This is a genomic window from Hydrobacter penzbergensis (genome assembly GCF_900106985.1).
GTDB classification, from domain to species: Bacteria; Bacteroidota; Bacteroidia; order Chitinophagales; family Chitinophagaceae; genus Sediminibacterium; species Sediminibacterium magnilacihabitans.
In genome coordinates this window covers 17,114-39,992 of record NZ_FNNO01000014.1, presented here as the reverse complement: position 1 = coordinate 39,992, position 22,879 = coordinate 17,114, and the positions used below count along the sequence as shown (strand labels likewise).

Annotated in this window: 18 protein-coding genes; 7 read left to right on the top strand and 11 right to left on the bottom strand. The window is 46.5% G+C overall.

The features are described from left to right. Positions 1–50 precede the first annotated feature (50 nt). Positions 51–950 (top strand): cyclase family protein, encoded by a 900-nt coding sequence (locus BLU98_RS13800; RefSeq protein ID WP_092725676.1) that lies wholly within the window; start codon positions 51–53, stop codon positions 948–950. 10 nt (positions 951–960) lie between these two features. On the opposite strand, the gene BLU98_RS13795 is transcribed toward BLU98_RS13800, so the two are convergent. After that, entirely contained in the window at positions 961–1,368 is a 408-nt protein-coding gene (locus BLU98_RS13795; protein ID WP_092725674.1) for a DoxX-related protein, read from the bottom strand. A 656-nt stretch (positions 1,369–2,024) separates the two neighbouring features. Here BLU98_RS13795 and BLU98_RS13790 point away from each other — a divergent pair. Further along, positions 2,025–4,853, top strand: a complete 2,829-nt coding sequence (locus BLU98_RS13790) for a TonB-dependent receptor (RefSeq protein ID WP_092725670.1) — start codon at positions 2,025–2,027, stop codon at positions 4,851–4,853. Between the two features lie 59 nt (positions 4,854–4,912). Here the strand turns inward: BLU98_RS13790 and cysI are convergent, their stop codons facing one another. The 9 genes from cysI to BLU98_RS13745 form a co-directional block, all read right to left on the bottom strand. Beyond that, positions 4,913–6,580: an assimilatory sulfite reductase (NADPH) hemoprotein subunit gene (cysI, locus tag BLU98_RS13785; protein ID WP_092725668.1), complete on the bottom strand. Its 1,668-nt coding sequence runs from the start codon at positions 6,578–6,580 to the stop codon at positions 4,913–4,915. Positions 6,581–6,598: 18 nt separating this feature from the next. Next, positions 6,599–8,311 (bottom strand): diflavin oxidoreductase, encoded by a 1,713-nt coding sequence (locus BLU98_RS13780; protein WP_092725666.1) that lies wholly within the window; start codon positions 8,309–8,311, stop codon positions 6,599–6,601. Next, a complete protein-coding gene (gene cobA / locus BLU98_RS13775; protein WP_092725664.1) occupies positions 8,295–9,152 on the bottom strand; it encodes a uroporphyrinogen-III C-methyltransferase in 858 nt (285 codons plus the stop codon). Before cobA ends, BLU98_RS13780 begins: the two co-directional genes overlap by 17 nt. A 10-nt stretch (positions 9,153–9,162) precedes the next feature. Further along, positions 9,163–10,074: a cysteine synthase A gene (gene cysK, locus BLU98_RS13770; protein ID WP_092725660.1), complete on the bottom strand. Its 912-nt coding sequence runs from the start codon at positions 10,072–10,074 to the stop codon at positions 9,163–9,165. A gap of 25 nt (positions 10,075–10,099) precedes the next feature. Then, on the bottom strand, positions 10,100–10,933 hold the full coding sequence (locus BLU98_RS13765; protein WP_092725656.1) for a serine O-acetyltransferase: 834 nt from the start codon (positions 10,931–10,933) through the stop codon (positions 10,100–10,102). Positions 10,934–10,944: 11 nt separating this feature from the next. Then, entirely contained in the window at positions 10,945–12,186 is a 1,242-nt protein-coding gene (locus tag BLU98_RS13760; RefSeq protein WP_092725813.1) for a sulfate adenylyltransferase subunit 1, read from the bottom strand. A gap of 10 nt (positions 12,187–12,196) precedes the next feature. Continuing rightward, entirely contained in the window at positions 12,197–13,105 is a 909-nt protein-coding gene (gene cysD, locus BLU98_RS13755) for a sulfate adenylyltransferase subunit CysD (protein ID WP_026774621.1), read from the bottom strand. A gap of 18 nt (positions 13,106–13,123) precedes the next feature. Continuing rightward, entirely contained in the window at positions 13,124–13,837 is a 714-nt protein-coding gene (locus BLU98_RS13750) for a phosphoadenylyl-sulfate reductase (RefSeq protein ID WP_092725654.1), read from the bottom strand. Between the two features lie 365 nt (positions 13,838–14,202). After that, positions 14,203–14,526, bottom strand: a complete 324-nt coding sequence (locus tag BLU98_RS13745) for a hypothetical protein (protein ID WP_092725652.1) — start codon at positions 14,524–14,526, stop codon at positions 14,203–14,205. 100 nt (positions 14,527–14,626) lie between these two features. On the opposite strand from BLU98_RS13745, the gene BLU98_RS13740 reads away from it, so the two are divergent. Genes BLU98_RS13740 through BLU98_RS13730 form a run of 3 tightly spaced genes read left to right on the top strand, consistent with a single transcriptional unit; the run spans position 14,627 to position 18,154 of the window. After that, positions 14,627–15,673 (top strand): nucleoid-associated protein, encoded by a 1,047-nt coding sequence (locus tag BLU98_RS13740; protein ID WP_092725649.1) that lies wholly within the window; start codon positions 14,627–14,629, stop codon positions 15,671–15,673. A gap of 33 nt (positions 15,674–15,706) precedes the next feature. Continuing rightward, positions 15,707–15,937 carry a DUF3820 family protein gene (locus tag BLU98_RS13735; protein WP_257574996.1) on the top strand — a complete coding sequence of 77 codons (231 nt, stop codon included), beginning with the start codon at positions 15,707–15,709 and terminating at the stop codon, positions 15,935–15,937. 39 nt (positions 15,938–15,976) lie between these two features. Further along, the gene (locus BLU98_RS13730; RefSeq protein ID WP_092725647.1) at positions 15,977–18,154 is read left to right on the top strand and encodes a penicillin acylase family protein; all 2,178 of its coding nucleotides are present in this window, start codon (positions 15,977–15,979) and stop codon (positions 18,152–18,154) included. Here the strand turns inward: BLU98_RS13730 and BLU98_RS13725 are convergent. Continuing rightward, a complete protein-coding gene (locus BLU98_RS13725; RefSeq protein WP_092725645.1) occupies positions 18,100–18,825 on the bottom strand; it encodes a response regulator transcription factor in 726 nt (241 codons plus the stop codon). The two genes, BLU98_RS13730 and BLU98_RS13725, sit on opposite strands and share 55 nt — an antisense overlap. A 221-nt stretch (positions 18,826–19,046) precedes the next feature. Between BLU98_RS13725 and BLU98_RS13720 the strand changes: the two genes are divergently transcribed. Further along, complete coding sequence (locus BLU98_RS13720) at positions 19,047–21,353, top strand: ATP-dependent helicase (protein WP_092725643.1); 2,307 nt, start codon at positions 19,047–19,049, stop codon at positions 21,351–21,353. Next, positions 21,328–22,827: a hypothetical protein gene (locus tag BLU98_RS13715; RefSeq protein ID WP_092725641.1), complete on the top strand. Its 1,500-nt coding sequence runs from the start codon at positions 21,328–21,330 to the stop codon at positions 22,825–22,827. Before BLU98_RS13720 ends, BLU98_RS13715 begins: the two co-directional genes overlap by 26 nt. Positions 22,828–22,879 lie beyond the last annotated feature (52 nt).

The window sequence follows — 22,879 nt, the reverse complement described above, 5'->3', positions numbered from 1 at the left end:
GTAGCCGTATACAGATTTTGTAAATTCATGCACCCGATAATGCAAGCAACATGAACAAAAGAGTAAAATTCGATTTTGAAATTTATTTCACGAATGGAGGAGGCATCAAAGGCCATGATTTTCGCCTTGACATCGCCGGGGACAATATTTCAGACAAAGAACTGGCCGATTATATTGTTGACGACCTGCGATTGCTGATGGTGGGTGAAACAAAGATCCTGAACAAAGAGATCATAACAGAGCAACATAAAAGAAAACCCATCAATGAAAAAACGGGCAATGACCTGCTGATAGATCTAAGCCATACCATCGAAAATGGATTGGTAACGTATAAAGGATTGCCGGCGCCTATTATATGTGATTACCTGAGCAGGGAAGATTCGCGCAAGATATATGAAACGGGAACCGAGTTCCAGATTGGCAAAATTGAAATGGTTGCGAATACGGGAACTTATATCGATTGCCCGTTTCACCGCTTTGAACATGGGAAAGACTTGTCAGAAGTGGAATTGGCTTGCTTTACCGATCTTGAAGGCATTGTCATTAGGGTGCCCTATACAACATCACCCGAAATTACGGATAAGCACCTGCGGAATTACGAGATCAGGAACCGCGCGGTTTTAATACATACGGGCTGGGATGTTCATTGGAATACAGAACACTATTACGAGAACAACCCCTACCTTACAGAAGCGGCAGCCGTTTATTTAAGAGATTGCGGTGTGAAGCTGGTGGGGATCGACTCACACAATATAGACAACACGAACGGGAAATCACGGCCAGTGCATACAACATTATTGGGAGCAGAAATTTTGATTGTGGAGCACCTGTGCAACCTGCAGTTGTTACCGGAAGATGGGTTTACCTTCAGCGCTATTCCACCCAAGTTCAAAGGAGTGGGCACGTTCCCTGTGCGGGCAATGGCTAAACTGACCGGCGTCAATAAATAGGATAACGTTATTAGTCGTTATCCTCGAAATGCAGTTTCTGTTGACTGGCAGAGGCTGCAATGTGAAGCGCAAAACCGGCGATGGCTGTATCCTTCAACAAGTTGATGAACGCCATGGTTTTCATTTCCTTGTCGCCCGCACTAACGTAGTTGGGTATGTGGATGGTGAGAATGAAAACAATCAATAAAAGCGCCAGCACATACCCGGCCGATTTCACCATTTTATTGGTAATGAAGGCAATGGCAACCAATATAAATGCACCGCCAACAAGGTAAACCCATAAAATGCCACCAGGCAAAGAGCTGGGAATGAAAACCACCAGATCACGTGCATTCATAAAGTGATAAATCCCAAAAACAATCATTACAACAGCCAGCAGGTAAATAGCTATTCTGGAAATAATGTGATACTGTTTCATATGGGGTCATTTGATACTAAAAAGTTACAACATTTATTCCACAGATGCAAGCCCTTTTATATGCTTTTAAAAAGGATTACCATCCGTAACATTGGTGTTTTCAACAGGACCCGTGTAGTGATATCACTATAATGGAAGGCCGACTGTTCTATCTGTTTTTCATCACTTTCACTATCAGGTATTTCCGTACCTGGGCGTTTCTTTGTGATATCACATTATAAGAATGTGTTACAGTTGGAAATCCAATAATCCTTTGAAAAGATCCTTGAAAAGTTGCCAATTGATTTTTAGCGTAGGTTAATTGGTAGCGTTTTGGTTTAGTCCATGAAAAACCGTAGTTAACCGCTACACAGCCTTTGTAGGATTCGTTTCCTACAAAGGCTTTTTATTTTTTTATAAATACTCTACTATTTTAGTAGGATATTCGTATATTTGCCACCGAAACAGAAAATAATGGGCAATCTACAGAACAAATTAACCTCTTCTCCCTTGAAATATGATATTATCTGTCATACGTACTTCACGTTCCATGCTCGTATGGCGATGACCCGCAGCCTTTCCTGCCCTTTGGGGCTTTAATCATTCACCACCGCAGGCTTCGCCTGTAACCTAGCAGCAATCAGTTTAACTTTTTATCCTACTAAAATAATAGACTAATGAAGTCCAGAGCTATACTTGTACCAATTGTTTTTGCCCTGCTGGCATTGCGATCGTATTCGCAGGGCGCTTATACCATCTCGGGTAAAATTTTCGATTCGGCCCATGCCCAGCAACTGGGCGGCGCTTCAATCAGGGTAAAAGGCTCCAACCAGTTAACGGTATCTAAAGAAGACGGCAGTTTTGAATTGAAAGTTTTTCAACGCCTGCCGATTACATTGCTGGTTTCTTATGTTGGCTATCAACCGCAGGAGTTCCTGGTATCGGATAACAATGCATCGGCTGTATCGGTTTCTTTATATGCACAGAATCAATATGCAGGTCAGGTGATCGTTTCCGCTTCACGTGTATCGGAAAGTATCCTTAAATCGCCTGTTACCATTGAAAAGCTCGACCTGCGTGCCATTAAAGAGAGCCCGGCGCCCTCTTTCTTCGATGCGCTGGAGAATCTGAAAGGGGTGCAGATGACCACACTGAGTATTGGTTATAAAGTACCCAATACCCGCGGGTTTGCCGGCACCACCAATTCGCGCTTTCTTCAAATGGTGGATGGTGTAGATAATATTTCTCCCGGTATCGGCGCACCGGTGGCCAATGCGGTGGGTCCTACCGAGCTGGATATCGAAAGTGTTGAATTGATTCCCGGTGCAGCCTCGGCGGTGTACGGTCTGAACGCCATCAATGGTATTTCGAATCTCAAAACCAAGAACCCTTTTCAATACCAGGGCCTGAGTGTTTATGTGAAACAAGGGGTGAATCATATAGACGGCAAGGATCTGTCGCCCTCCCTCTACCAGGAATATGCTATCCGTTATGCCAAAGCCATCAACAAACGGCTGGCATTTAAGATCAACGGATCTTATTCGCAAGGCACCGATTGGGTTGCCAACGATAGTACCGATCAGTATTACGCGGCTGGTAATAAAACCAATGCATCGCTGGGCATTGGGAAAGCCAGCAATCCGGCTGCCGACCTGATCAACACTTATGGCGATGAATACAATAGCGATATGAAGACCCTTACGTTACAGGGCAAGACCTATGATGTAAGCCGTACCGGTTACCGGGAGCAGGACCTTACGGATTATGCTGTAAAGAATTCCAAGATAGATGCGGGGTTGTATTATAAGTTCAATTCCTCGCTTCAGGCTTCTTATGCGTACCGCATTGGTACTGTAACCAATAATTACCAGCGCGGCAACCGGGTGCGGCTCGATGGTGAGCAGATCCAGCAGCATGCACTGGAAGTGAAAAACAACGATTTCTTTATTAAAGCCTATTACACACAGGAGAATACCGGCGCCAATTCTTTCAATTTCCGTCCGCTGGCAGAGAACATCGATATGGCTTTTAAAAAATCGCCGCAGTGGTGGAATGATTACACCAACGGCTTTAACACTGCCTTTGCGGCTAATGGCGGCAACATAGCTGCGGCCCATACTGCTGCCCGCGCCTTTGCCGATAACGGCAGGTTTGTGCCCGGCACGGCTGCGTTCGACAGCGTGCGTAATAAAATCATTCATACCAATAACTGGGATACCGTTGGTGCACAGTTGTTGCTGCAATCTGCTTTCTGGCATATTGAGGGGCAATACGATTGGAGCCGTTTGATCAAAGGCATTCAACTGCTGACGGGCGGTCATTACCGCAGGTACATTGTTACGCCCGATGGCAACGAATACATCAACCCTGCCGTGCTTACCGATCCTAAAAGAGCCAACGATGATTTCTATTATTACAATTTTGGCGGCTTTGTGCAGGCTACTAAAAAAGTGCTGGACGATAAGCTGAAGCTCACCGGTTCATTACGCGTGGACAAAACCGAATATTTCGATCCGAAGATCAACCCTCGTATCGCACTGGTGTATTCTCCTGCCGAGCAGCACAATATCCGCGCTTCTTACCAGAATGGTTATCGCTTTCCCACCCTTTTCGAAGGCTTTGCCTTTGTGAACAATGGCGGTGTGCGCAGGCTGGGTGGATTAAAAGTAACGGCAGGCCCGTTGAATGTATTCGAAAACTCATACCTGAATTCCTCCGTAACTGCGTTTAAGAATGCAGTAAATGCTGATATCAGTAATGGTGTGAGCAAGAATACAGCTATTAATAATCAAAAAGGGTTACTGATACAGAGTACATACGGTTATATACAGCCGGAGCACCTCAATTCTTTCGAACTGGGTTACAAAGGCGTGCTGCTTGATAACAAACTGTTCGTTGATGCCGACTATTATTTTAACCTGTACGACAATTTTATCGGCCAACTCGATGTTACACAACCCATCAGGGGCACCATCGGTCAAACCGGCGGGTCTAACGATAGTACGGCAGCATTTGTATATGCCGGCGGTACTTCTGTAAAAAAGTATAAAATGTGGACCAACTCCAAAAGTAAGATCAGCAACCAGGGGTTTGATATTGGTCTGAACTATAACTTTTACAGGAAATTCAATATCGGCGCCAATCTGGCCTATGCCCAGTTGGTTGAAGTGCACGCTTCCGATGCATTTACACCTGCTTTTAATACGCCTAAATGGATGGCCAATGTATCATTCGGCAACAGGCAACTGTTTAAGAATACCGGGTTCAACCTGGTATGGCACTGGCAGGATGCGTTTTACTGGAACAGCCCGTTAGCCAACGGCATCGTTCCGGCCTACAATACTGTTGATGCCCAGGTGAATTACCGTTTTGCGAAAGCGAATACCACAGTTAAGATAGGTGGTACCAATATCCTCAACACGTATCACACGCAGTATGTGGGCGGGCCGGCTATTGGGGGATTTTATTATATAACCCTTGTGTTTGATGCGAACAGAGGGAAATAGGGAATAAAGAATATAAAAAAGAGAGGGAGTTTCAAAATCTGAAACTCCCTCTCTTTTTGTTAACTGGCCAGTTGTTTTCTAAACACATAATCGCCGAAATGCTCATCGGCTATTTTGCCGGTTTTGTAATCGCTGAACAGGTGATCCAATTCCTGCAGGATGGCTTTTTCATTGAGGTTCTCTTTGTATTTTTTATTCAACCGCTGACCGTAGCGGTCGCCGCCAATGTGCAGGTTATAAAGACCGGGAGCGGTTCCAATGAGTCCGATCTCTGCGGCATAAGGTCTTGCGCAGCCATTGGGACAACCAGTCATGCGCAAGACGATATCATCATCCGATAAACCGTATTGCTGCAAAAGTGGTTCGATCTGGTCAATGAGTTGGGGCAGGTAGCGTTGGGCTTCGGCCAGTGCAAGCGGACAGGTAGGCAAAGCCACGCAGGAGATCGCATTCTTACGCAGGGCAGATGCGGCATCGGTAGCCTGGATGATACCAAATTGATTCAACAGGTCTTCCACGATCTTTTTATCACTGTCTTTGATATCGCTTAAGATCAGGTTCTGGTTGCTGGTAAAACGAAAATTGGCTTTACCGGTTTGGGCGATCTCCAGCAATGCGGTTTTCAATGGCAGTTGCTCGGTATCGGTAACCCTTCCGTTCTCGATGAATAAAGTATAGTGCCAGTTGCTTTCATAGTCTTTGAACCAGCCATAACGGTCTTTTCTTTGTGTAAACTCGTAAGGCTTTGGATCTTCGATAGGGAAGCCGCAACGTTTTTCCAGTTCTTTGCGGAAGGCATCCACACCCATATTGTCGAGCGTGTATTTCATGCGCGCCAGTTTCCGGTCGCTCCTGTTACCATAATCGCGTTGGATAGTAAGGGTTTCATATACAGCCTTGAGGGTCTTCTCTTCGGTGTCGGTAAAACCAATAACAGTGGCCAGTCGCGCATAGGTATCGGCGTTGCCGTGCGTAGTAGATAAACCGCCACCTACGGCAATATTGAATCCTTTTAGTTTGCCATCTTCAATGATAGCAATCAATCCCAGGTCATTGGCCAGTACATCCACATCGTTGTTGGGCGGAATACAAATGCCTATTTTGAATTTCCGGGGCAGGTAGCGATCCTGGTATAAAGGATCGGTCTCTGTATTTTCGGCAATCTTTTCTTCGTCGAGCCATACTTCGTAAAATGCCCTTGTTTTGGGCAGTAATAGCCGGCTGATCCTGTCGGCATACGCATGAATACTTTTATGCAAAAGCGATTCGGCGGGGTGACTCGTACAGGCCACATTCCTGTTAACATCGCCGCAAGCGGCAATGGAATCGAGTTTTACTTTGCTGAAGTTTTGATGTGTAGGCTTCACATGGTTTTTCAGGATACCATGCAGTTGAATGGTTTGGCGGGTAGTGATCTTGATCACACCGGTAGTATATTCCCCTGCTACATGGTGTGCCGTGATCCATTGTTCAGGTGTCATGAGGCCACCTGGAATGCGCAGCCTGACCATGAAGGAATACAATTTATCCAGCTTCTTGGCGGCCCGCTCTTCGCGCAAATCGCGGTCATCCTGCAAGTACATGCCGTGGAACTTCACCAATGCCTGATCCTGTTCGCGGATAGCGCCTGTGATCTCGTCCTGCAAACTTTCTTTCAGTGTGCCCCGCAAGCCATGGCTGGCTGTTTTGATGTGTTCAATGGCTGATAATTTTTCCTGCTTGCTCATAATACCTGTTTTATAGGATCAATACACGTCTTTTGCGTACCGCCCTTCTGTTTTTAATTGCTCGAAATATTTTGCTGCATCTTCAGCGGACAATTTTCCTTCCCGCTCAATAACGGTTAGCAGCGCGGCCTCCACCTCCTTGCTCATCGGGTCTTTCTCACCGCAGAGATAGAGATAAGCTCCGTTCTGCATCCATTCAAACAACTCTGCGCCATGTTGCAGTATCCGGTGGTGTACGAATGGTTTGTCTGCACTGTCTTTATGAAAAGCCAGGCTCACTTTGGTGAGCACATCGGTATCGAACCAGTTTTGCCATTCGGTCTGGTAAAGAAAATCGTCTGTAAAACTGCCTTCGCCAAAGAACAACCAGTTGCGTCCGGCAGCGCCTGTTGCATCGCGTTCTGCGGTGAACGACCTGAACGGCGCAATACCTGTTCCGGGTCCGATCATGATCACATCCTTATCTGCTGCGGGCAAACGGAAGCGTTTATTCGGCTGTATAAAAAAGCTGATCTCATCTCCCGGTTTTTTACTTTCCAGGAATGAAGTACCCAGTCCATATTGTTTTTCTCCGTTCACAGTAAATACGTCCTGCAACACAGTAATGTGCACTTCACCTTCGTGTGCGGCGGGTGAAGAAGCGATGTTATAAATACGTGGAGCGGTAGCGGTGAGTCCGAGTACAATGGCTTCGAACTGTGTTGCATCCTTCAAAGGATATTTCTGCAACAGTTCCAGCAAACCTACCCTTGCTGCCGGGATATCCTGACCAACAATGCTTGCATATTGTTTAACAGATTTCTCCAACAGGTAAGTAATATTCAGTTTCTGTGTGAGCAGGTCTTTGATCGTAAACGTTTCATTTTTCCATGAAATATTTTTTGCCGGATCTGTTTGGCTGAGGGCCAGGATCTCTTCCACGATCGCAGCCGGATTTTCCGGTATGATGGCAATGGAATCGCCGGGGAGATATTCTACGCCTTCTGCTGCTATTTCAATATGGTATGTTTTCTTGTCAGACTGGTTGGCATTGAGATTAATACTGGAGAGAATAGTGCCGGTATATGTTTTTTTACCGGCCGGTTTTTTCTGATCAGCAATAACCGGCGCCGCTACAATGGCCGGAGCGCCTGCATTATCGAATGATTTGAGTAAATCTGAAAACCAGCTATGTGCGAGCTCTTCATAATCGAGGTCGCATTTTTGCAGCGGAACAATGCGGTTGCCGCCCAGCTTTTGCAACTGGCTGTCTACATCTTCTCCTGCCTTGCAAAACTGCGGATAAGCCGTATCGCCCAGTGCCAGAACACCAAATTTCAATTGTGGTATTTTAAAACCATTGTTGTGGATATGGTCGTAAAATTTTTGTGCTGCAATAGGGGGCTCACCTTCACCCTGTGTGCTGATCACGGTAATAAAATACTCTTCTTTTGGAAGATCGGTGAGGCGATACTGGTCAAGCCCCACCAGTTTGGTTTGTATCCCATTCTTTTTTGCCTTGGCGGCAAATTCTGTAGCCAGTTTTTTAGAGTTACCGGTTTCTGTTCCATAGGTAATGGTGATCTTCTTAGGCGCAGACGCAGCAACACTTACAGGAGCCGCAACGGCGGTAGCAGGCTGTGGTTGTTGCCCCAGCAATGCAGACAAATAGCCGTTGATCCAAATCAGCTCCTCTTTGCTTGACTGGCTGATCAGATCTGTCAGTAATTTGAATTTAGGCCCTGTTAACATGTTTATTATCTTTAGCTGCACCGTCGTGTATAGTGCTTACACGACCTGTCAGTGGTTTGAAATAATGTTCTTTACTGTAACTGTTGGCTATCCAGGCAAACTGCTCGTGAAGCGCCACCACTTTGCCAATGATCACCAGGGAAGGCGATAGAAACACCATTCCTTTCAGCTGGCGTTCATAATCATACAGGCTGCAAGTGTGGATGTTTTGCAATGGCGTTGTTGCCTGTTCGGCAACTGCCAGCAATTTATCGGCGCTGATCTGGTGTTGTGTAAGTTTTTCAACAACGGTATCGAGTGTTTCGGATGACATATACCATACCAGCGTATCATTTGTTTCCGCCAGCTCTTTCCACTCTTTATCCGTTACTACATCTGATTTGTAATAAGTGAGGAAGCGAACAGAAGTGGCATATCCTCTTGCCGTAAGCGGGATACCGGCATAAGCCGATGCACCGAGTGCAGCAGTAACACCTGGAACGATTTCATAGGGGATCTGATAGGCTACCAGTGTTTCCAGCTCATCCAGGATATTGGAAAATATCCCGGTATCGCCGCCTTTGAGCCGAACTACCAGCTGATTACGACCAGCATGGTGTACCAATAATTCGTTGATGGTAAGTTGCGGAGTAGAGATCCCCCTGCGGCATTGTTTACCCACATATATTACTTCTGCTCCAGGCTTCACATGCGCTTTGATGATGTCTTCACTCACGAGCCTGTCGGCCAGTACCACATCTGCCTGTTGCAAAAAACGAACAGTCTTCAGGGTCACCAGTTCCGGGTCTCCCGGTCCGGCTGCCGCCAATATCACTTTGCCTTTGGTGGGTTGATAGCTCATACAACTGGTTTTAGAACAATCCTTCAACAGAAAGATATCTTTCGCCGGTATCGTAGTTGAAGGTTAATATTTTTGATCCTTTGGGTATTTCAGAGAGTTTCTTTGCAACGCCTGCAAGCGCAGCGCCCGATGAAACACCGATGAACAATCCTTCTTCTTTTGCAGCACGCTGTGCATAGCTGAATGCTTCATCCTTACCTACGGTGATGATACCATCGAGTATATCCCTGTTCAGGATAGAAGGAATGAAGTTGGCGCCCAGGCCTTGTAAGGGGTGCGGACCAGGAGCGCCGCCACTTAATACAGGCGATAATTCCGGTTCTACTGCAAACACTTTCAGGTTAGGGAATTGTTTTTTCAACACTTCCGCTACACCGGTGATATGACCGCCGGTTCCAACACCTGTAATGATATAGTCCAGTCCGTCGGGAAAATCTGCAAGGATTTCTTTTGCAGTCGTTCTGCGATGAACCTCTGTATTGGCAGGGTTATCGAATTGCTGCGGTACCCAGGAGTTGGGTGTTTCCGCAGCCAGCTCATTGGCTTTATCAACAGCGCCCTTCATACCTTTTTCGCGGGGCGTTAATACAAACTCTGCACCGTAGAGCGCCATCAGTCTTCTGCGCTCGATGCTCATACTCTCAGGCATTACCAGGATAATCTTGTATCCTTTCACAGCTGCTACCAGCGCCAGGCCGATGCCGGTATTACCGCTCGTAGGTTCAATAATCACACTGTCTTTCTTGAGCAAGCCCTTGGCTTCTGCATCTTCGATCATCGCCAGGGCGATCCTGTCTTTGATGCTGGCGCCGGGGTTGTTTCTTTCCAGCTTCACCCATACTTCGTGATCATTGCCGAATAATTTATTGATCCTCACATGAGGAGTATTGCCGATCGTTTCTAAAATGTTAGCTGCTTTCATGCTTTTATTTTTACAGTGTTTTGAGTTAAATCACAAAATTTAAAGGTTCGGGAAAAGGGTCTTTGCCTTTGATGTGTATCTCGCTTTTATGATACACTACGGAATTCGCGGGCACGCTGTGGGTGAGCCAGATATTACCGCCGATGATACTACCGCTGCCAACAACGGTTTCACCACCCAATATGGTTGCTCCGGAATAAATGATCACATGGTCTTCAATAGAAGGATGTCTTTTTTTGTTGGCCAGTTCTTTTGCCACATTCAAAGCGCCCAATGTTACGCCCTGGTAGATCTTTACATGGTTACCGATAACGGTGGTCTCTCCGATTACAATACCGGTGCCGTGATCGATGGCAAAAGAAGATCCTATTTCTGCGCCCGGGTGGATATCGATGCCTGTTTTGCTGTGCGCATATTCAGAGAGAATGCGCGGCAGGGTTTTGATGCCCTGCAGGTGCAACTGGTGTGCGATGCGATAAATAGCCGTGGCATAAAAGCCCGGGTAAGCCACCAGTACTTCTTCGATGGACTGGGCTGCCGGGTCGAACTTCAGTACTGTTTCCGCATCCAGTAACAGCGCTTCGTAGAGTTCCGGCAGTTCGTAAAAGAAATGCCCGGTGTGTTGCTTCACCAATTGCTCATCCCTGATCAATTCAAACAGGATAGCTGAAAAAGTATTTTGCAATTCCTGGTATTCCTGCGTTAGTTTTTCGGCAGAATCATACCGGCCTTCATAAGAACCAAAAAGCAGGTTGAACAGATCATCGGTAAAACGTTCGGCCAATTCCTTATCGGGAAACCGGCTGAAGCGCTTCCTGTTCTTGTGGAATAAATGCTGTACAAAATCCTGTTTGGTCATGATGGGTTATTTTATTGGATCATGCATGCACCAACGGTAACATGACTGGTCTCGTCTATCAATATCGCTCCTCCGTTCGTTCTTAATTTTTTATAACTGTCATAAGCGATGGGCGAAGCTGTTTTGATGGTAGCTTTCACCACATCGTTCAATCCTACTTTTTCGGGGAAAGCTTCCTGCTGCAATGAGTTCACATCTAGTTTGTAGGTGATCTCTTTCACCACGCTACGAACCGTTTTGCTGTTCAATTGCAGGAGGTATTTATTTCCGGGGATGAGGGGTTTGTGGTCCATCCAACACAACAATACTTCTATCTCGTTGCCAACAGCAGGCTGGTTATCTGTTTTAACGATGATATCACCGCGGCTGATATCGATATCGTCTTCCAGGTGCAGCACAACGCTTTGCGGAGCATAAGCTTCTTTCACTTCTTTGCCGCCTACTTCAATGGCTTTGATAGCAGAAGTGGTGCCGGAAGGTAAAACGGTTACTTTATCGCCCTTGGCGTAAACACCGCTGCTGATCTTTCCTGCATAGCCACGGTAATCGTGCAGTGCATCGGTTTGAGGACGGATCACGAATTGCACGGGGAATCGTGCATCGGTATGGTTGATATCGTTCTCTACCTGTACGTTTTCCAGAATATGTAAAAGAGATGCTCCTTCATACCAGGGGAAGTCTTCACTTTTCTCTACAATATTGGCGCCGTTGATGGCGCTGATGGGAATATACGTAACATCGTTCAGGCCCAATGTTTTGGCTACTTCTGCGTAATCGATCACAATGTTATTGTACACATCCTGGGAATTGTTTACCAGGTCCATTTTGTTCACTGCCACCACCACATGGGGTATGTTAAGCAAAGAAGCGATGATGGAATGGCGGCGGGTTTGCTCTACCACACCATTGCGGGCATCGATGAGAATGATGGCCAGGTCGGCATTGGAAGCGCCTGTTACCATGTTCCGGGTGTACTGGATATGGCCGGGCGCATCGGCGATGATGAACTTGCGTTTGGGTGTGGCGAAATATTTATACGCCACATCAATGGTAATACCCTGCTCTCTTTCGGCGCGCAGGCCATCGGTCAGCAAAGCCAGGTCTATCTCTCCATCGGCTTTGTTCTTGCTTTGCTTTTCAATGGCTTCGAGCTGGTCAATCATGATCGATTTGCTGTCATATAATAAACGGCCTATCAATGTGCTTTTACCGTCGTCTACACTGCCTGCAGTTATAAATCTTAATAAGTCCATGTGTTTGTTTTTAGAAGTAACCATTTTTTTTCCTGTCCTCCATTGCCGCTTCGCTCACCCTGTCGTCTATCCTTGTTTCGCCGCGCTCACTGGTTTTGGTGGCAACGATTTCACGGATGATATCATCGATAGAGGAAGCATTTGATTCAACGGCGGCGGTACAGGTCATGTCACCTACCGTGCGGTAGCGCACCCGCTTCACCGATACTTTATCATGGGGCTCTACTTCAATAAAATCAGATATTGCAACGAGTTGTCCTTCGTGCTCCAGCACTTTGCGGTCATGTGAGAAATAGATAGATGGCAGATCGATCTTCTCGCGCCGGATATAGTTCCAGATATCGAGTTCGGTCCAGTTACTGATGGGGAATACCCTTACGTTCTCTCCTTTGCTGATCCTGCCATTGTAAGTATTCCACAATTCAGGACGCTGGCGTTTAGGATCCCACTGGCCGAATTCATCCCTCACCGAAAAGATCCTTTCCTTGGCCCTGGCTTTCTCTTCATCGCGACGAGCGCCTCCGATACAGGCATCGAACTTGAATTCTTCAATGGTATCTAACAGCGTATAGGTTTGCAGCGCATTACGACTGGCGAATTTTCCTTTGGGTTCTGTAAGGTGACGGGCCTTGATGGTGTCTTCCACTTTACGCACGATGAGTCTTTCTCCCAGTTGCTCTGCCAGTTCATCGCGGAAATCCAGGGCTTCCTGGAAATTATGGCCGGTATCGATGTGCACCAGCGGGAAAGGAAGTTTACCGGGACGAAAAGCTTTCAATGCCAGGTGCACCAGGGTAATGGAATCTTTACCGCCGCTGAAAAGCAGGGCTGGTTTTTCGAACTGACCGGCCACTTCACGCATGATGTGGATGGCTTCCGACTCCAGTTGATCTAAATAATCTGTTTTATACTGACTCATGATGTTGAATTCTGTTCTTTAATGTGTATGTAATCCGCACTCTTTTTTACTGCTGTCTTCCCACCACCACCTGCCGGCCCTGAAATCTTCGCCGGGGCGGATGGCCCTGGTACAGGGCGCACAGCCGATGCTCACGAAACCTTTATCGTGTAAAGGGTTGTATGGGATGGCCGCTTGCTGTACATAGTTGCTGACCTCTTCGGTGCTCCAATGTAACAGCGGGTGAAATTTGATGATTCCGTTGCCTTCATCCCATTCCAGCGACTGCAAGTCTTGTCTATTGGGCGAATGTTCTGCACGCAGACCGGTGATCCATACGGCATTACCTTGTAAGGCTCTTTTCAGGGGGGCCACTTTGCGAATAAAGCAGCAGCGGGAACGGAGCTCTACAGAGTCGTAGAAAGCGTTGGGGCCATTCGATTCGATGAAAGTCTCCAGTTCACCCGCATTGGGATAATAGGCTTTGATGCTGATGGAATAATGCTCCAGCGTCCTGCTCCAGGTACTGTATGTTTCAGGAAAAAGACGGCCCGTATCGAGTGTGAAAAATGAAACGGGCAGGTGGTTCTTCGCAATATGATCTGTGATAACCTGGTCTTCATTGCTGAAGCTGGTGGAAAAAGTCACAGCGCCCGGGTAGGCGGCAATAAGCGTTTCCACAGCCTCTGCTATGCTTTTGCCATTGATACTATGTTGCAGTGAAGCCAATGCATCACTTGTTGAATGTGACATACAAGAATCGGGTGTTGGTGAAACTGAAAACCTGGGTAAGTAAGTAAGGGGAGATATCAGTCATTACAACACCTGGTGGGTTGTACAGGGCAACAACAGCAACACATGAACCCTTTGGCAGGAGTGAGGAGGTTCATGATTGCCTGAACGAAAGTGGTGATGACCTGTTTCATTTTTAATCGAGTTAATGATAATGACAGGACAAAGATAAGGGCAAATTTAAATTCCCCACAATTTTGGTAGACTTTTTTGAAAAATTTTTCAGATGCCTTGGAAGCCATACCAGGCAAACGTTTGCGGGATAGTAAAAGCTAACAATCGGTCGTTTTTACGGCATTCATCACTTGATATCACAAATTGTGACTTCAAGTTGCAACCTGGATCCGTTTGATGCTGAGTTGGTAGCGCGTGTTCAGAGAGATAACAAAATCATGCTCAGTCAATAGCATCTGTACAGCAGGGTCTTCCAGTAAAATTGCGGCGAGCTCTGCAGCCAGCGGCATGCCGCCTATATGATTGGAAACCCTTCCGTTCACCAGTTCTATATCGAACTTGTATCCGGCCTTGCGGGTCATTCCTGCATGTTCGAAATCAACACGGTTAAGATCAAGTATTTGGTCTCCTACAGCTGTACGCTTGAACAATATCCTGATAACCGGTATGTATTTAATCCAAAACTGTTGATACATGCGGCGATAAATTTCTAAGGGGTAAACGAGGAACTACTACAAAATTGCATTATTCCCGGCAAATCTTATTTGCTTTTTGAGGTATTATCTTCGCCTTATTATGACAGCAATCGACAGCGTAGTACTGGAACAGGCCGTGGTGCACCAATTGGGCAATCCTACAAGGGGGGAAGAACTGAAACTTTCTGCCAACCCGCTTTCACTGAACGATCCCATTGTAAGGGGCCTGCTTACCAGGTATTTCCTGCACCCGTTCAACGAAGAAGAACAATACCGCTTCACCCATATCAGCAACCTGGAGCTGAACGAGATGTATCATTATGTGTCGGCGCTCTTTGACAAGCCCGCCAGCTTCATGGAACAAAGCGCCCTGATGGCTCATTTTCTGTATACCAAAAGCACCCATGCCAATGTGAAGCAGGGAGAACTGTATGTAACAAGGTTCTCACAGGTGCCATTCGGAACGGAATATGTAGAAGCTGTTGGGATTTTCAAAAGCGAAACCAAAGAACCTTTCCTGAAAGTATTCCCGCATGGCAAAAGCTTTGAAGTGGCTGCGGAAGATGGTATCAATATCAATAAACTGGATAAAGGTTGTCTTGTATTCCGCCAGAATCGGGAAGAAGGATATATTGTATGCGTGGTAGACAACACCAATAAACAGAACGAAGCCCGCTATTGGGTAAACGATTTCCTGCAGGTAATGCGTAATACCAACAGTTATCATCATACCGATACCGCATTAGGCATGTGTAAGCTTTTCATCCATAATGAAATGGCCGAAAAGTTCGAAGTGTCGAAAAGCGATCAGATAGATATGCTCAACCGGAGCATGGATTATTTCAAAACGAAGGACGAATTCAGAATGGATGAATTTGCCAGGGAAGTATTGCACCACGATGAAGTGATCGAAAGCTTTCACCAATATAAAAACGTTTATGAGTCTGCCAGGCAAGTGGCAATAGAAGAAGAATTTCCTATCCATCTGTCTGCCGTGAAAAAACAACAACGCTTCTTCAAGAGCGTGCTGAAGCTGGATAAGAATTTTCATATCTATATACATGGCAGAAAAGATTTAATAGAACAGGGCTATGATGAATTGATAGGGAAGCGGTTCTATAAATTGTATTTCGACGAAGAGTCGTGATACAAATGCATTTTTTAGCCGTACTTTACAGTTATGATGAGCGCCGATCCGTTAAAGCCTAATCCCGATGTCCTGCTTGAACTGGTGCGGATGAAAATGCCCTTTGGCAAATACAAGGACAGGCTGCTTTGCGATTTGCCGGTCAGCTACCTTGAATGGTTCCAGCAAAAGGGATTCCCTAAGGGAAAGCTGGGAGAGCTATTGCAAACACTGTATGTGATCAAACTCAACGGATTGGAATACCTGCTGAAGCCCCTGCGCTAGTTACTGCATTGTCTTACCAATAACCAACGCTTGTTTTATATGAAACAATTGCTGTTTTTTTTGTTATTAGCTCCTGTTGCCGGTATTGCCCAAAATTTTTCCGCAAAAGAGATCAACCGGTGGGAAGCCCGGGCGCATAAAGTAACCATCATCCGGGATACCTGGGGCATACCTCATATTTATGGAAAAACAGATGCCGATGCCGTATTTGGTTTATTGTATGCCCAGTGCGAAGAGGATTTTGGAAGGGTGGAACGCAATTACCTGGAAGTATTGGGCCGCCAGGCCGAAGCCGATGGTGAAAGCAAACTCAATTATGACCTGCAGATGCGCCTGATAGAAGACAGCGCCGATGCTGTCAGGGATTATGAACGCAGTCCAGAGTGGTTTAAAAAACTGCTCAATGCTTTTGCCGATGGCATTAATTATTATCTGTACAAACATCCGGAAGTACATCCATTGGTTTTGAAACGCTTCGAACCTTGGTTTCACCTCATGTTTACCGATGGCAGCGTATCGGCTACCAGAACAGGCGGCATAGGGCTGGATGAGATCGGCAGTTTTTATATCAATAAAGATGCAGCGAAGGCCACTGCATGGAACCACTTCTATGATGAAACGGAACTTCGCGGGTCCAATGGCTTTGCCATCGCCCCTTCGCGCAGCGCCACCAAAAACGCGTTGTTGTATATCAATCCGCATGTTCCTTTCTATTTCAGAACTGAAGTACATATGATAAGTGAAGAGGGATTGAATGCTTATGGGGCGGTTACATGGGGACAAATGTTCGTGTACCAGGGATTCAATGAGCATTGTGGATGGATGCACACCACCAGCTATGCAGATGTTGCCGATCTGTATGAAGAAAAAGTAACCCGGCAAAATAACCAATGGGTATATGCGTATGAAGAAAAACAAAAACCGGTAAGAACAAAGAAGATCTTGCTTCATTATAAAAAAGAGACAGGGATGGTAGCTGTTCCTGTAGAAGCTTTTTACACCCATCACGGGCCTGTGATGGGAAGCCGTAACGGAAAATGGCTGAGCCTGAAAGAAAACAACCGTTCGCTCAACGCCCTCATCCAGTCATGGGTGAGCACCAAGGCCAATGGTTTTGAACAGTTCAAAAAGGCCATGATGTTGTTATCCAATACAACCAATAATACGGTGTATGCAGATGACAAGGGAAATATTGCTTACTGGCATGGCGATTTTGTTCCGGTAAGAGATCCCAAACTTGACTGGACCTTACCAGTAGATGGCACGAAATCTTCGAATGAATGGAAGGGCACCCACCCGCTCGATGAGATCGTTCATCTTTACAATCCTGCCAGTGGATGGATACAGAATTGCAACTCCACTCCTTTCACTGCTGCCGGCGAGAGCAGTCCGGATAAAACCAAATATCCCGCTTACATGGCCCCCGATGGCCAGAATGCCCGGGCGCTCAATGCCATACGCCTGTTAAAAGATGCCCGCCAGTTAACGCTCGACGACCTGATAAAAATCGGGTACAACCGCTATATGTTGGCCTTTGATATTTTATTGCCTGCATTGTTCCAGGCTTATGACGCATCAACGGATCAAAACATCAAACAACAATTGAAAGAACCTGTTGAATTGCTGAAAGCCTGGAATAAAACCGCCGATGAACATTCGATGGCTACTGCACTGGCGGTTGACTGGGCAACAGGCGTTGGCCTCTTGCTGCCCAAAGCCAGAACACAGGAAGAAGCCAGTAATGCCCTGGGTCGATTCCAGGAAATGGTGAACCATACAACGGCACAACAAAAACTGGAACTGTTGATCCAAGCATTGAAGAACCTGGAACAAACATTCGGCGACTGGCGGCAGCCCTGGGGTAATATCAACCGATACCAACGGCTCGCCGGTAATCAGTTCGATGATAAGCAGCCGAGCCTTCCTTCTTCACTGGCTTCCTCGCGCTGGGGCACCTTGCCTGCTTTCGAAAGCCGCAGCGCTGCCAATACAAAAAAGCGATACGGGGTATCGGGCAATAGCTTCATTGCCGCAGTTGAGTTCGGCAAGAAGCTACGCGCGAAAACCATTGTTACCGGTGGTCAAAGTTCGCGGGTAGGCTCTCCGCATTTTACCGATCAGGCAGCAATGTTCCTGACCGGCCGGTTCAAAGATGTTTTTTTCTATAAGGAAGATATATCGCAGCACAAGGAACAGGAATACCATCCCGGCCAGTAAACGACAATGCTTGTTAACATAAGTCTGCAAAGTCCTCTTCGATAAGCATAAGAGATCATGCCGGCGATGCTCTTCACGCCCATCTTGCACATGATGCGGGTGCGGTGACCTTCCACAGTTCTTTTACTCAGGAAAAGCGTGTGTGCTATCTGCTTGCTTGTATATTCTTTACAAATGAGGTTGATGATCTCTTTTTCCCTGTCGGTAAAAAAAACATCATAGACTTTGCGGTTGCTGCGCTGCATGGCAGCAACCGATGCCTTTTTATCAGATGCCGGTCTGTAATGAGACGGGTAGGGTTCCTGTACAGTACCCACCACTTCTTCGATCTCTTCCTGGCTGGCGCTTTTGAGTATATAACCGGCTGCACCAGCCGTGATCATTTCCCATAAACTGTTTTCGTGTCCGTTAACAGCCAGGCCCACTACTTTACAATCGGGAATGAGTTTTTCCAGTTGTTTCATCAACGTTTCGCTGTTCATACCCGGCATGCCAATATCCAACAGGATCAGATCGGGGGCAGATAAAAGGGCGGTCGTGACCAACTGTTCCACACTGGTAGCTTCACCAACAATTTGCACGTTTTCAATATCGGAGAGAACGTTTTTAAGTCCCGATCTGAAAATGAGGTGTTGGTCACAGATCATCACTTTAATTTTAGTGTTTTCCATGATTTGATTTTTGCAGTATCCATATGTATATATGGAAGGGTTAATAAAGAAGTGGGAAATTGCTGTAAAAGCAAGTACGTATGTTAAGTAGTTCTACGCAATTTTATGCGACTAGCCTGTTATTTTTCCAAAATAAATTGTTTTTACAGGTATTTGATGGTGTAAACCATCGCTTAACCGAATGGTTTTTTACACTGCGATCATCTGATTAACTTGCACCCATGCAAGATTATCTGAAAGGACTGAATGAGCCCCAGTTGGAAGCGGTAACGCATATCAACGGGCCGCTGATGATTGTGGCCGGGGCAGGGAGTGGAAAAACAAAAGTGCTGACTACCCGTATCGCGCACCTCATGGCCCATGGTATTGATTCGTTTAACATACTGGCGCTGACCTTTACCAACAAGGCCGCAGCCGAAATGAAAGAAAGGGTTGAAAAAATACTGGGTAATACAGAAGCACGTAATCTTTATATAGGCACTTTCCACAGCGTTTTTGCCCGTTTGCTGCGGGCCGAAGCGCATCGACTCGGCTATCCGGCCAATTTCACCATTTACGATACCGACGATAGCCGCTCGGTGATCAAAACGGTGGTCAATGAACTGAACCTCGACGATAAACATTATAAGCCCAATATTGTAGGCAGCCGCATTTCAGCTGCCAAGAATGCGTTGATGACTCCGGCTGAATATGCACTCGATCATTTCATACAACAGGAAGACATGCGCGCTAACCGGCCCGCCATTGCGCAGATCTATGCTGCTTACGCCAGCCGCTGTTTCAAGAACGGCGCCATGGATTTCGATGACCTGCTGCTGAAAATGTATGAAGTGCTTAAACATTTTCCAGACGCACTGCACAAATACCAGCACAAGTTCAAATACATCATGATCGATGAGTATCAGGATACGAACCCTGTACAGTATCAGATAGCCAAATTACTGGCCGCCGTGCACGAGAACATTTGCGTGGTGGGCGATGACGCACAAAGTATTTACAGTTTTCGGGGCGCTACCATTGAGAACATCCTCCAGTTTCAAAAAGATTATGATGATGTGAAAGTGGTAAAACTGGAACAGAATTACCGCAGCAGCAAAAACATCATCCATGTTGCCAATGAAGTGATCAGGAATAACAAAGGGCAGATTCCCAAAAACCTGTGGACAGATAATGCCGAGGGCGATAAGATCAGGCTGGTGCGCACCATGACCGATAACGACGAAGGACGGTTTGTGGCAGATACTATCCAGGAACAAAAGCTGCGCAATCATTACCTCAACCGGGATTTTGCCATCCTCTATCGCACCAACGCACAGAGCCGTTCTTTTGAAGAAAGCCTGCGGCGGATGGGTATACCCTATCGCATCTATGGAGGAGTGAGTTTCTATCAGCGCAAAGAGATCAAAGATTTCCTGGCTTACCTGCGTGTGATCATCAATACAAAAGATGAAGAAGCGCTCAAACGCATCATCAATTACCCGGTAAGGGGCATTGGTAAAACCACGATTGAAAAATGCGTGATCATTGCCAATGAACAGAATATTCCCATGTTCGATGTGCTTACCCGCGCTGCAGAATTTGGTTTTAAAGCAGGCACATTGGAAGCGTTGCAGAATTTCGTTACCATGATCCGTTATTTTCAGAGCCTCTTAACTGAAAAGAACGCTTACGATGTAGCGGTGCAGGTAGGCAAGCATACCAATATTGTAAAAGAACTCTTCAACGATAAGACCACAGAAGGATTGGCCCGTTATGAGAACATCCAGGAATTGCTGAACTCTATCAAGGAATGGATCGAAAGTCCGGCTAATGAAGATGGAGAAGTAGGCAATAAATCGCTGGGTGCTTATCTCCAGCAAATCACTTTACTCACCGATGCCGATGACGATAAAGAAAACAGCGATGTGGTAAAACTGATGACCATACATGCTGCAAAGGGACTTGAATTCGGATGCGTATTTGTGGCCGGTGTGGAAGAAAGTCTTTTCCCCAGTGGCATGGCCATCAACACCCGGGAAGAACTCGAAGAAGAACGCCGGCTTTTTTATGTGGCGGTAACCCGTGCCAAGCAACGGTTGTGGCTAACTTATGCCAATTCGCGCTACCGTTTTGGACAGTTGGTGCAAAATGAGCCGAGCCGGTTCATTGATGAAATGCCCGAGCAGTATATCGATAAAAGCTACGCCGGAGGCGGTGCGCGGAACAGCACCGGATTTGATCAGCGGTTTGGCGGATTTGGCGCCGCGCCTGCCAGGAAAGCTCCGGTGAGCAGACAACCGAGTAAGCCCGAATACCTGCCGCCTGCGCCACCGAATAAAGTAGTGGAACACAAACCTTCGATAGATTTTGTGGCAAGCGATGTTTCGGCATTGCAAGCGGGACAAGAAGTAGAGCACCAGAAATTTGGGTTTGGCAGGATCGTTGCAATAGAAGGTTCCAATCATAATCCCATTGCCACTATTCAGTTTCAGCTGAATGGAGAAAAAAAGATCATGCTCAATTATGCAAAACTCAGGATTGTGGAGTAAATACTGGGATGCATTGCTGGCAACGGTTCTGTCGGCCTTTGCCCTTTACCTGCTGACGAAGCACAGCGGCATAGGCATCTCTCCCGATTCTGTCGAATACATCACCACGGCGGAAAACATTCGCCAGCATGGCCGCATGGCAGATTTTACAGGCTTGCTGCTGGTACTTTTTCCGGCAGGATATCCCTGCCTGCTGGCCGCCATGCAATTTATTACAGGATTATCGGTGATGGCATTTGCCCCGGTATTGAACAGCTTGTTGTTCGGTGGGGTTTTGTTCGCAACGGCAACCATCATCAACGGACTGGAAAAAACCGCCACCTGGTATAGAAGTTTGTTCCTGCTGGCGCTGGTATTGAGCCGTTGTATGTTGCAAGCCTATTCCATGTTGTGGTCCGAAACGGTTTTTGTTTTACTCATTTTGGTTTTCATCATCCAGGCGCAGCGGTACCTGCAACAAAAAACCTGGCGCTCTTTACTGCTCTTATCACTGATAACTGCCATTACACTGGTTACGCGTTATGCCGGCGTGGTATTATTGGCAGTGGGAAGTATACTGATGCTGGCCGATGAAACACTTGGCAGGAAGAAAAAGATACAACACCTGCTGGTCTTCAACCTTACCGGCGCTTCCTTGCTGGCAGCAAACCTGATCAGGAACCATTTCGTGTCGCAAAGTTTTACCGGTATCAGGGAAAGAGCGGAAAGGGGTTTATGGGATAATTTGCTCGACATCGGGAACACATTTGGTAGTTGGTTGCCATTCATGAAGGGCTATGAAAAAGCGATGGCCGTGCTGTTCATCATCGTAGTATTACTGGCACTGACTGTGGTAGTATACCGGATATTACAGCAGCAGTTTTTTCGGTCTTACGAAATGGTGCTGTCGCTTTTTTTCCTGGTGTATGCGTTATTCATGGTAACGATTGCTACGGTTTCGCGTTTTGAAGAGCTGAACAGCCGCCTGTTGTTGCCATTATATATTCCGATGTTGCTGTTGCTTACCGGCTGGTTTATCCCGGCAGTGCAAAGCGCATTCGGCATAAAAAAGATCATCCTCTGTGCTTTGATGTTCTTTTTGTATGCCTCCTTCCAATGGTACCAGTACCGGCAGAATGCCAATGCATGGGAAGACATAAAAGATGCCGGCATTCCCGGTTATACCGAAGATAGCTGGACACAGTCGGAAACCATTGATTACATACGCAAGCACAAACAGGAGCTGGGTTCGCTGGTGTATGCGAACGCCAATGACGCCATTTATTTTCTTACCGGCATGCGGGCCGACATTTTACCGCATAAGGACATACAGAAAGAGATAGAAGAGTTTTTTAGCTATCCGTCGTTTTGTGTGGTAATGTTTACCGATGGAGACAACCCCGACCTGGTCTCTATCGATTTTATACAGCGCCATAAAAAACTGCTTTGGCAAAAAAGCTTCGAAGACGGCGCCATCTATTATTTCAGCAATTGACGGACGTGATTAAACAATGAATCTGTAATTTCATTTGCTCATTCAATACCGG

Excerpts from the sequence above, each read along its gene's own strand:
- cysD (WP_026774621.1), bottom strand. The coding sequence starts at position 13,105 with ATGAGTCAGTATAAAACAGATTATTTAGATCAACTGGAGTCGGAAGCC.
- BLU98_RS13725 (WP_092725645.1), bottom strand. The coding sequence starts at position 18,825 with ATGGAAAACACTAAAATTAAAGTGATGATCTGTGACCAACACCTCATT.
- BLU98_RS13715 (WP_092725641.1), top strand. The coding sequence starts at position 21,328 with ATGCAAAACTCAGGATTGTGGAGTAAATACTGGGATGCATTGCTGGCA.
- BLU98_RS13760 (WP_092725813.1), bottom strand. The coding sequence starts at position 12,186 with ATGGACTTATTAAGATTTATAACTGCAGGCAGTGTAGACGACGGTAAA.
- cysI (WP_092725668.1), bottom strand. The coding sequence starts at position 6,580 with ATGAGCAAGCAGGAAAAATTATCAGCCATTGAACACATCAAAACAGCC.
- BLU98_RS13750 (WP_092725654.1), bottom strand. The coding sequence starts at position 13,837 with ATGTCACATTCAACAAGTGATGCATTGGCTTCACTGCAACATAGTATC.
- BLU98_RS13765 (WP_092725656.1), bottom strand. The coding sequence starts at position 10,933 with ATGACCAAACAGGATTTTGTACAGCATTTATTCCACAAGAACAGGAAG.
- BLU98_RS13735 (WP_257574996.1), top strand. The coding sequence starts at position 15,707 with ATGATGAGCGCCGATCCGTTAAAGCCTAATCCCGATGTCCTGCTTGAA.
- BLU98_RS13780 (WP_092725666.1), bottom strand. The coding sequence starts at position 8,311 with ATGTTAACAGGGCCTAAATTCAAATTACTGACAGATCTGATCAGCCAG.
- BLU98_RS13795 (WP_092725674.1), bottom strand. The coding sequence starts at position 1,368 with ATGAAACAGTATCACATTATTTCCAGAATAGCTATTTACCTGCTGGCT.
- BLU98_RS13740 (WP_092725649.1), top strand. The coding sequence starts at position 14,627 with ATGACAGCAATCGACAGCGTAGTACTGGAACAGGCCGTGGTGCACCAA.
- BLU98_RS13745 (WP_092725652.1), bottom strand. The coding sequence starts at position 14,526 with ATGTATCAACAGTTTTGGATTAAATACATACCGGTTATCAGGATATTG.
- cobA (WP_092725664.1), bottom strand. The coding sequence starts at position 9,152 with ATGAGCTATCAACCCACCAAAGGCAAAGTGATATTGGCGGCAGCCGGA.
- cysK (WP_092725660.1), bottom strand. The coding sequence starts at position 10,074 with ATGAAAGCAGCTAACATTTTAGAAACGATCGGCAATACTCCTCATGTG.
- BLU98_RS13800 (WP_092725676.1), top strand. The coding sequence starts at position 51 with ATGAACAAAAGAGTAAAATTCGATTTTGAAATTTATTTCACGAATGGA.
- BLU98_RS13790 (WP_092725670.1), top strand. The coding sequence starts at position 2,025 with ATGAAGTCCAGAGCTATACTTGTACCAATTGTTTTTGCCCTGCTGGCA.
- BLU98_RS13730 (WP_092725647.1), top strand. The coding sequence starts at position 15,977 with ATGAAACAATTGCTGTTTTTTTTGTTATTAGCTCCTGTTGCCGGTATT.
- BLU98_RS13720 (WP_092725643.1), top strand. The coding sequence starts at position 19,047 with ATGCAAGATTATCTGAAAGGACTGAATGAGCCCCAGTTGGAAGCGGTA.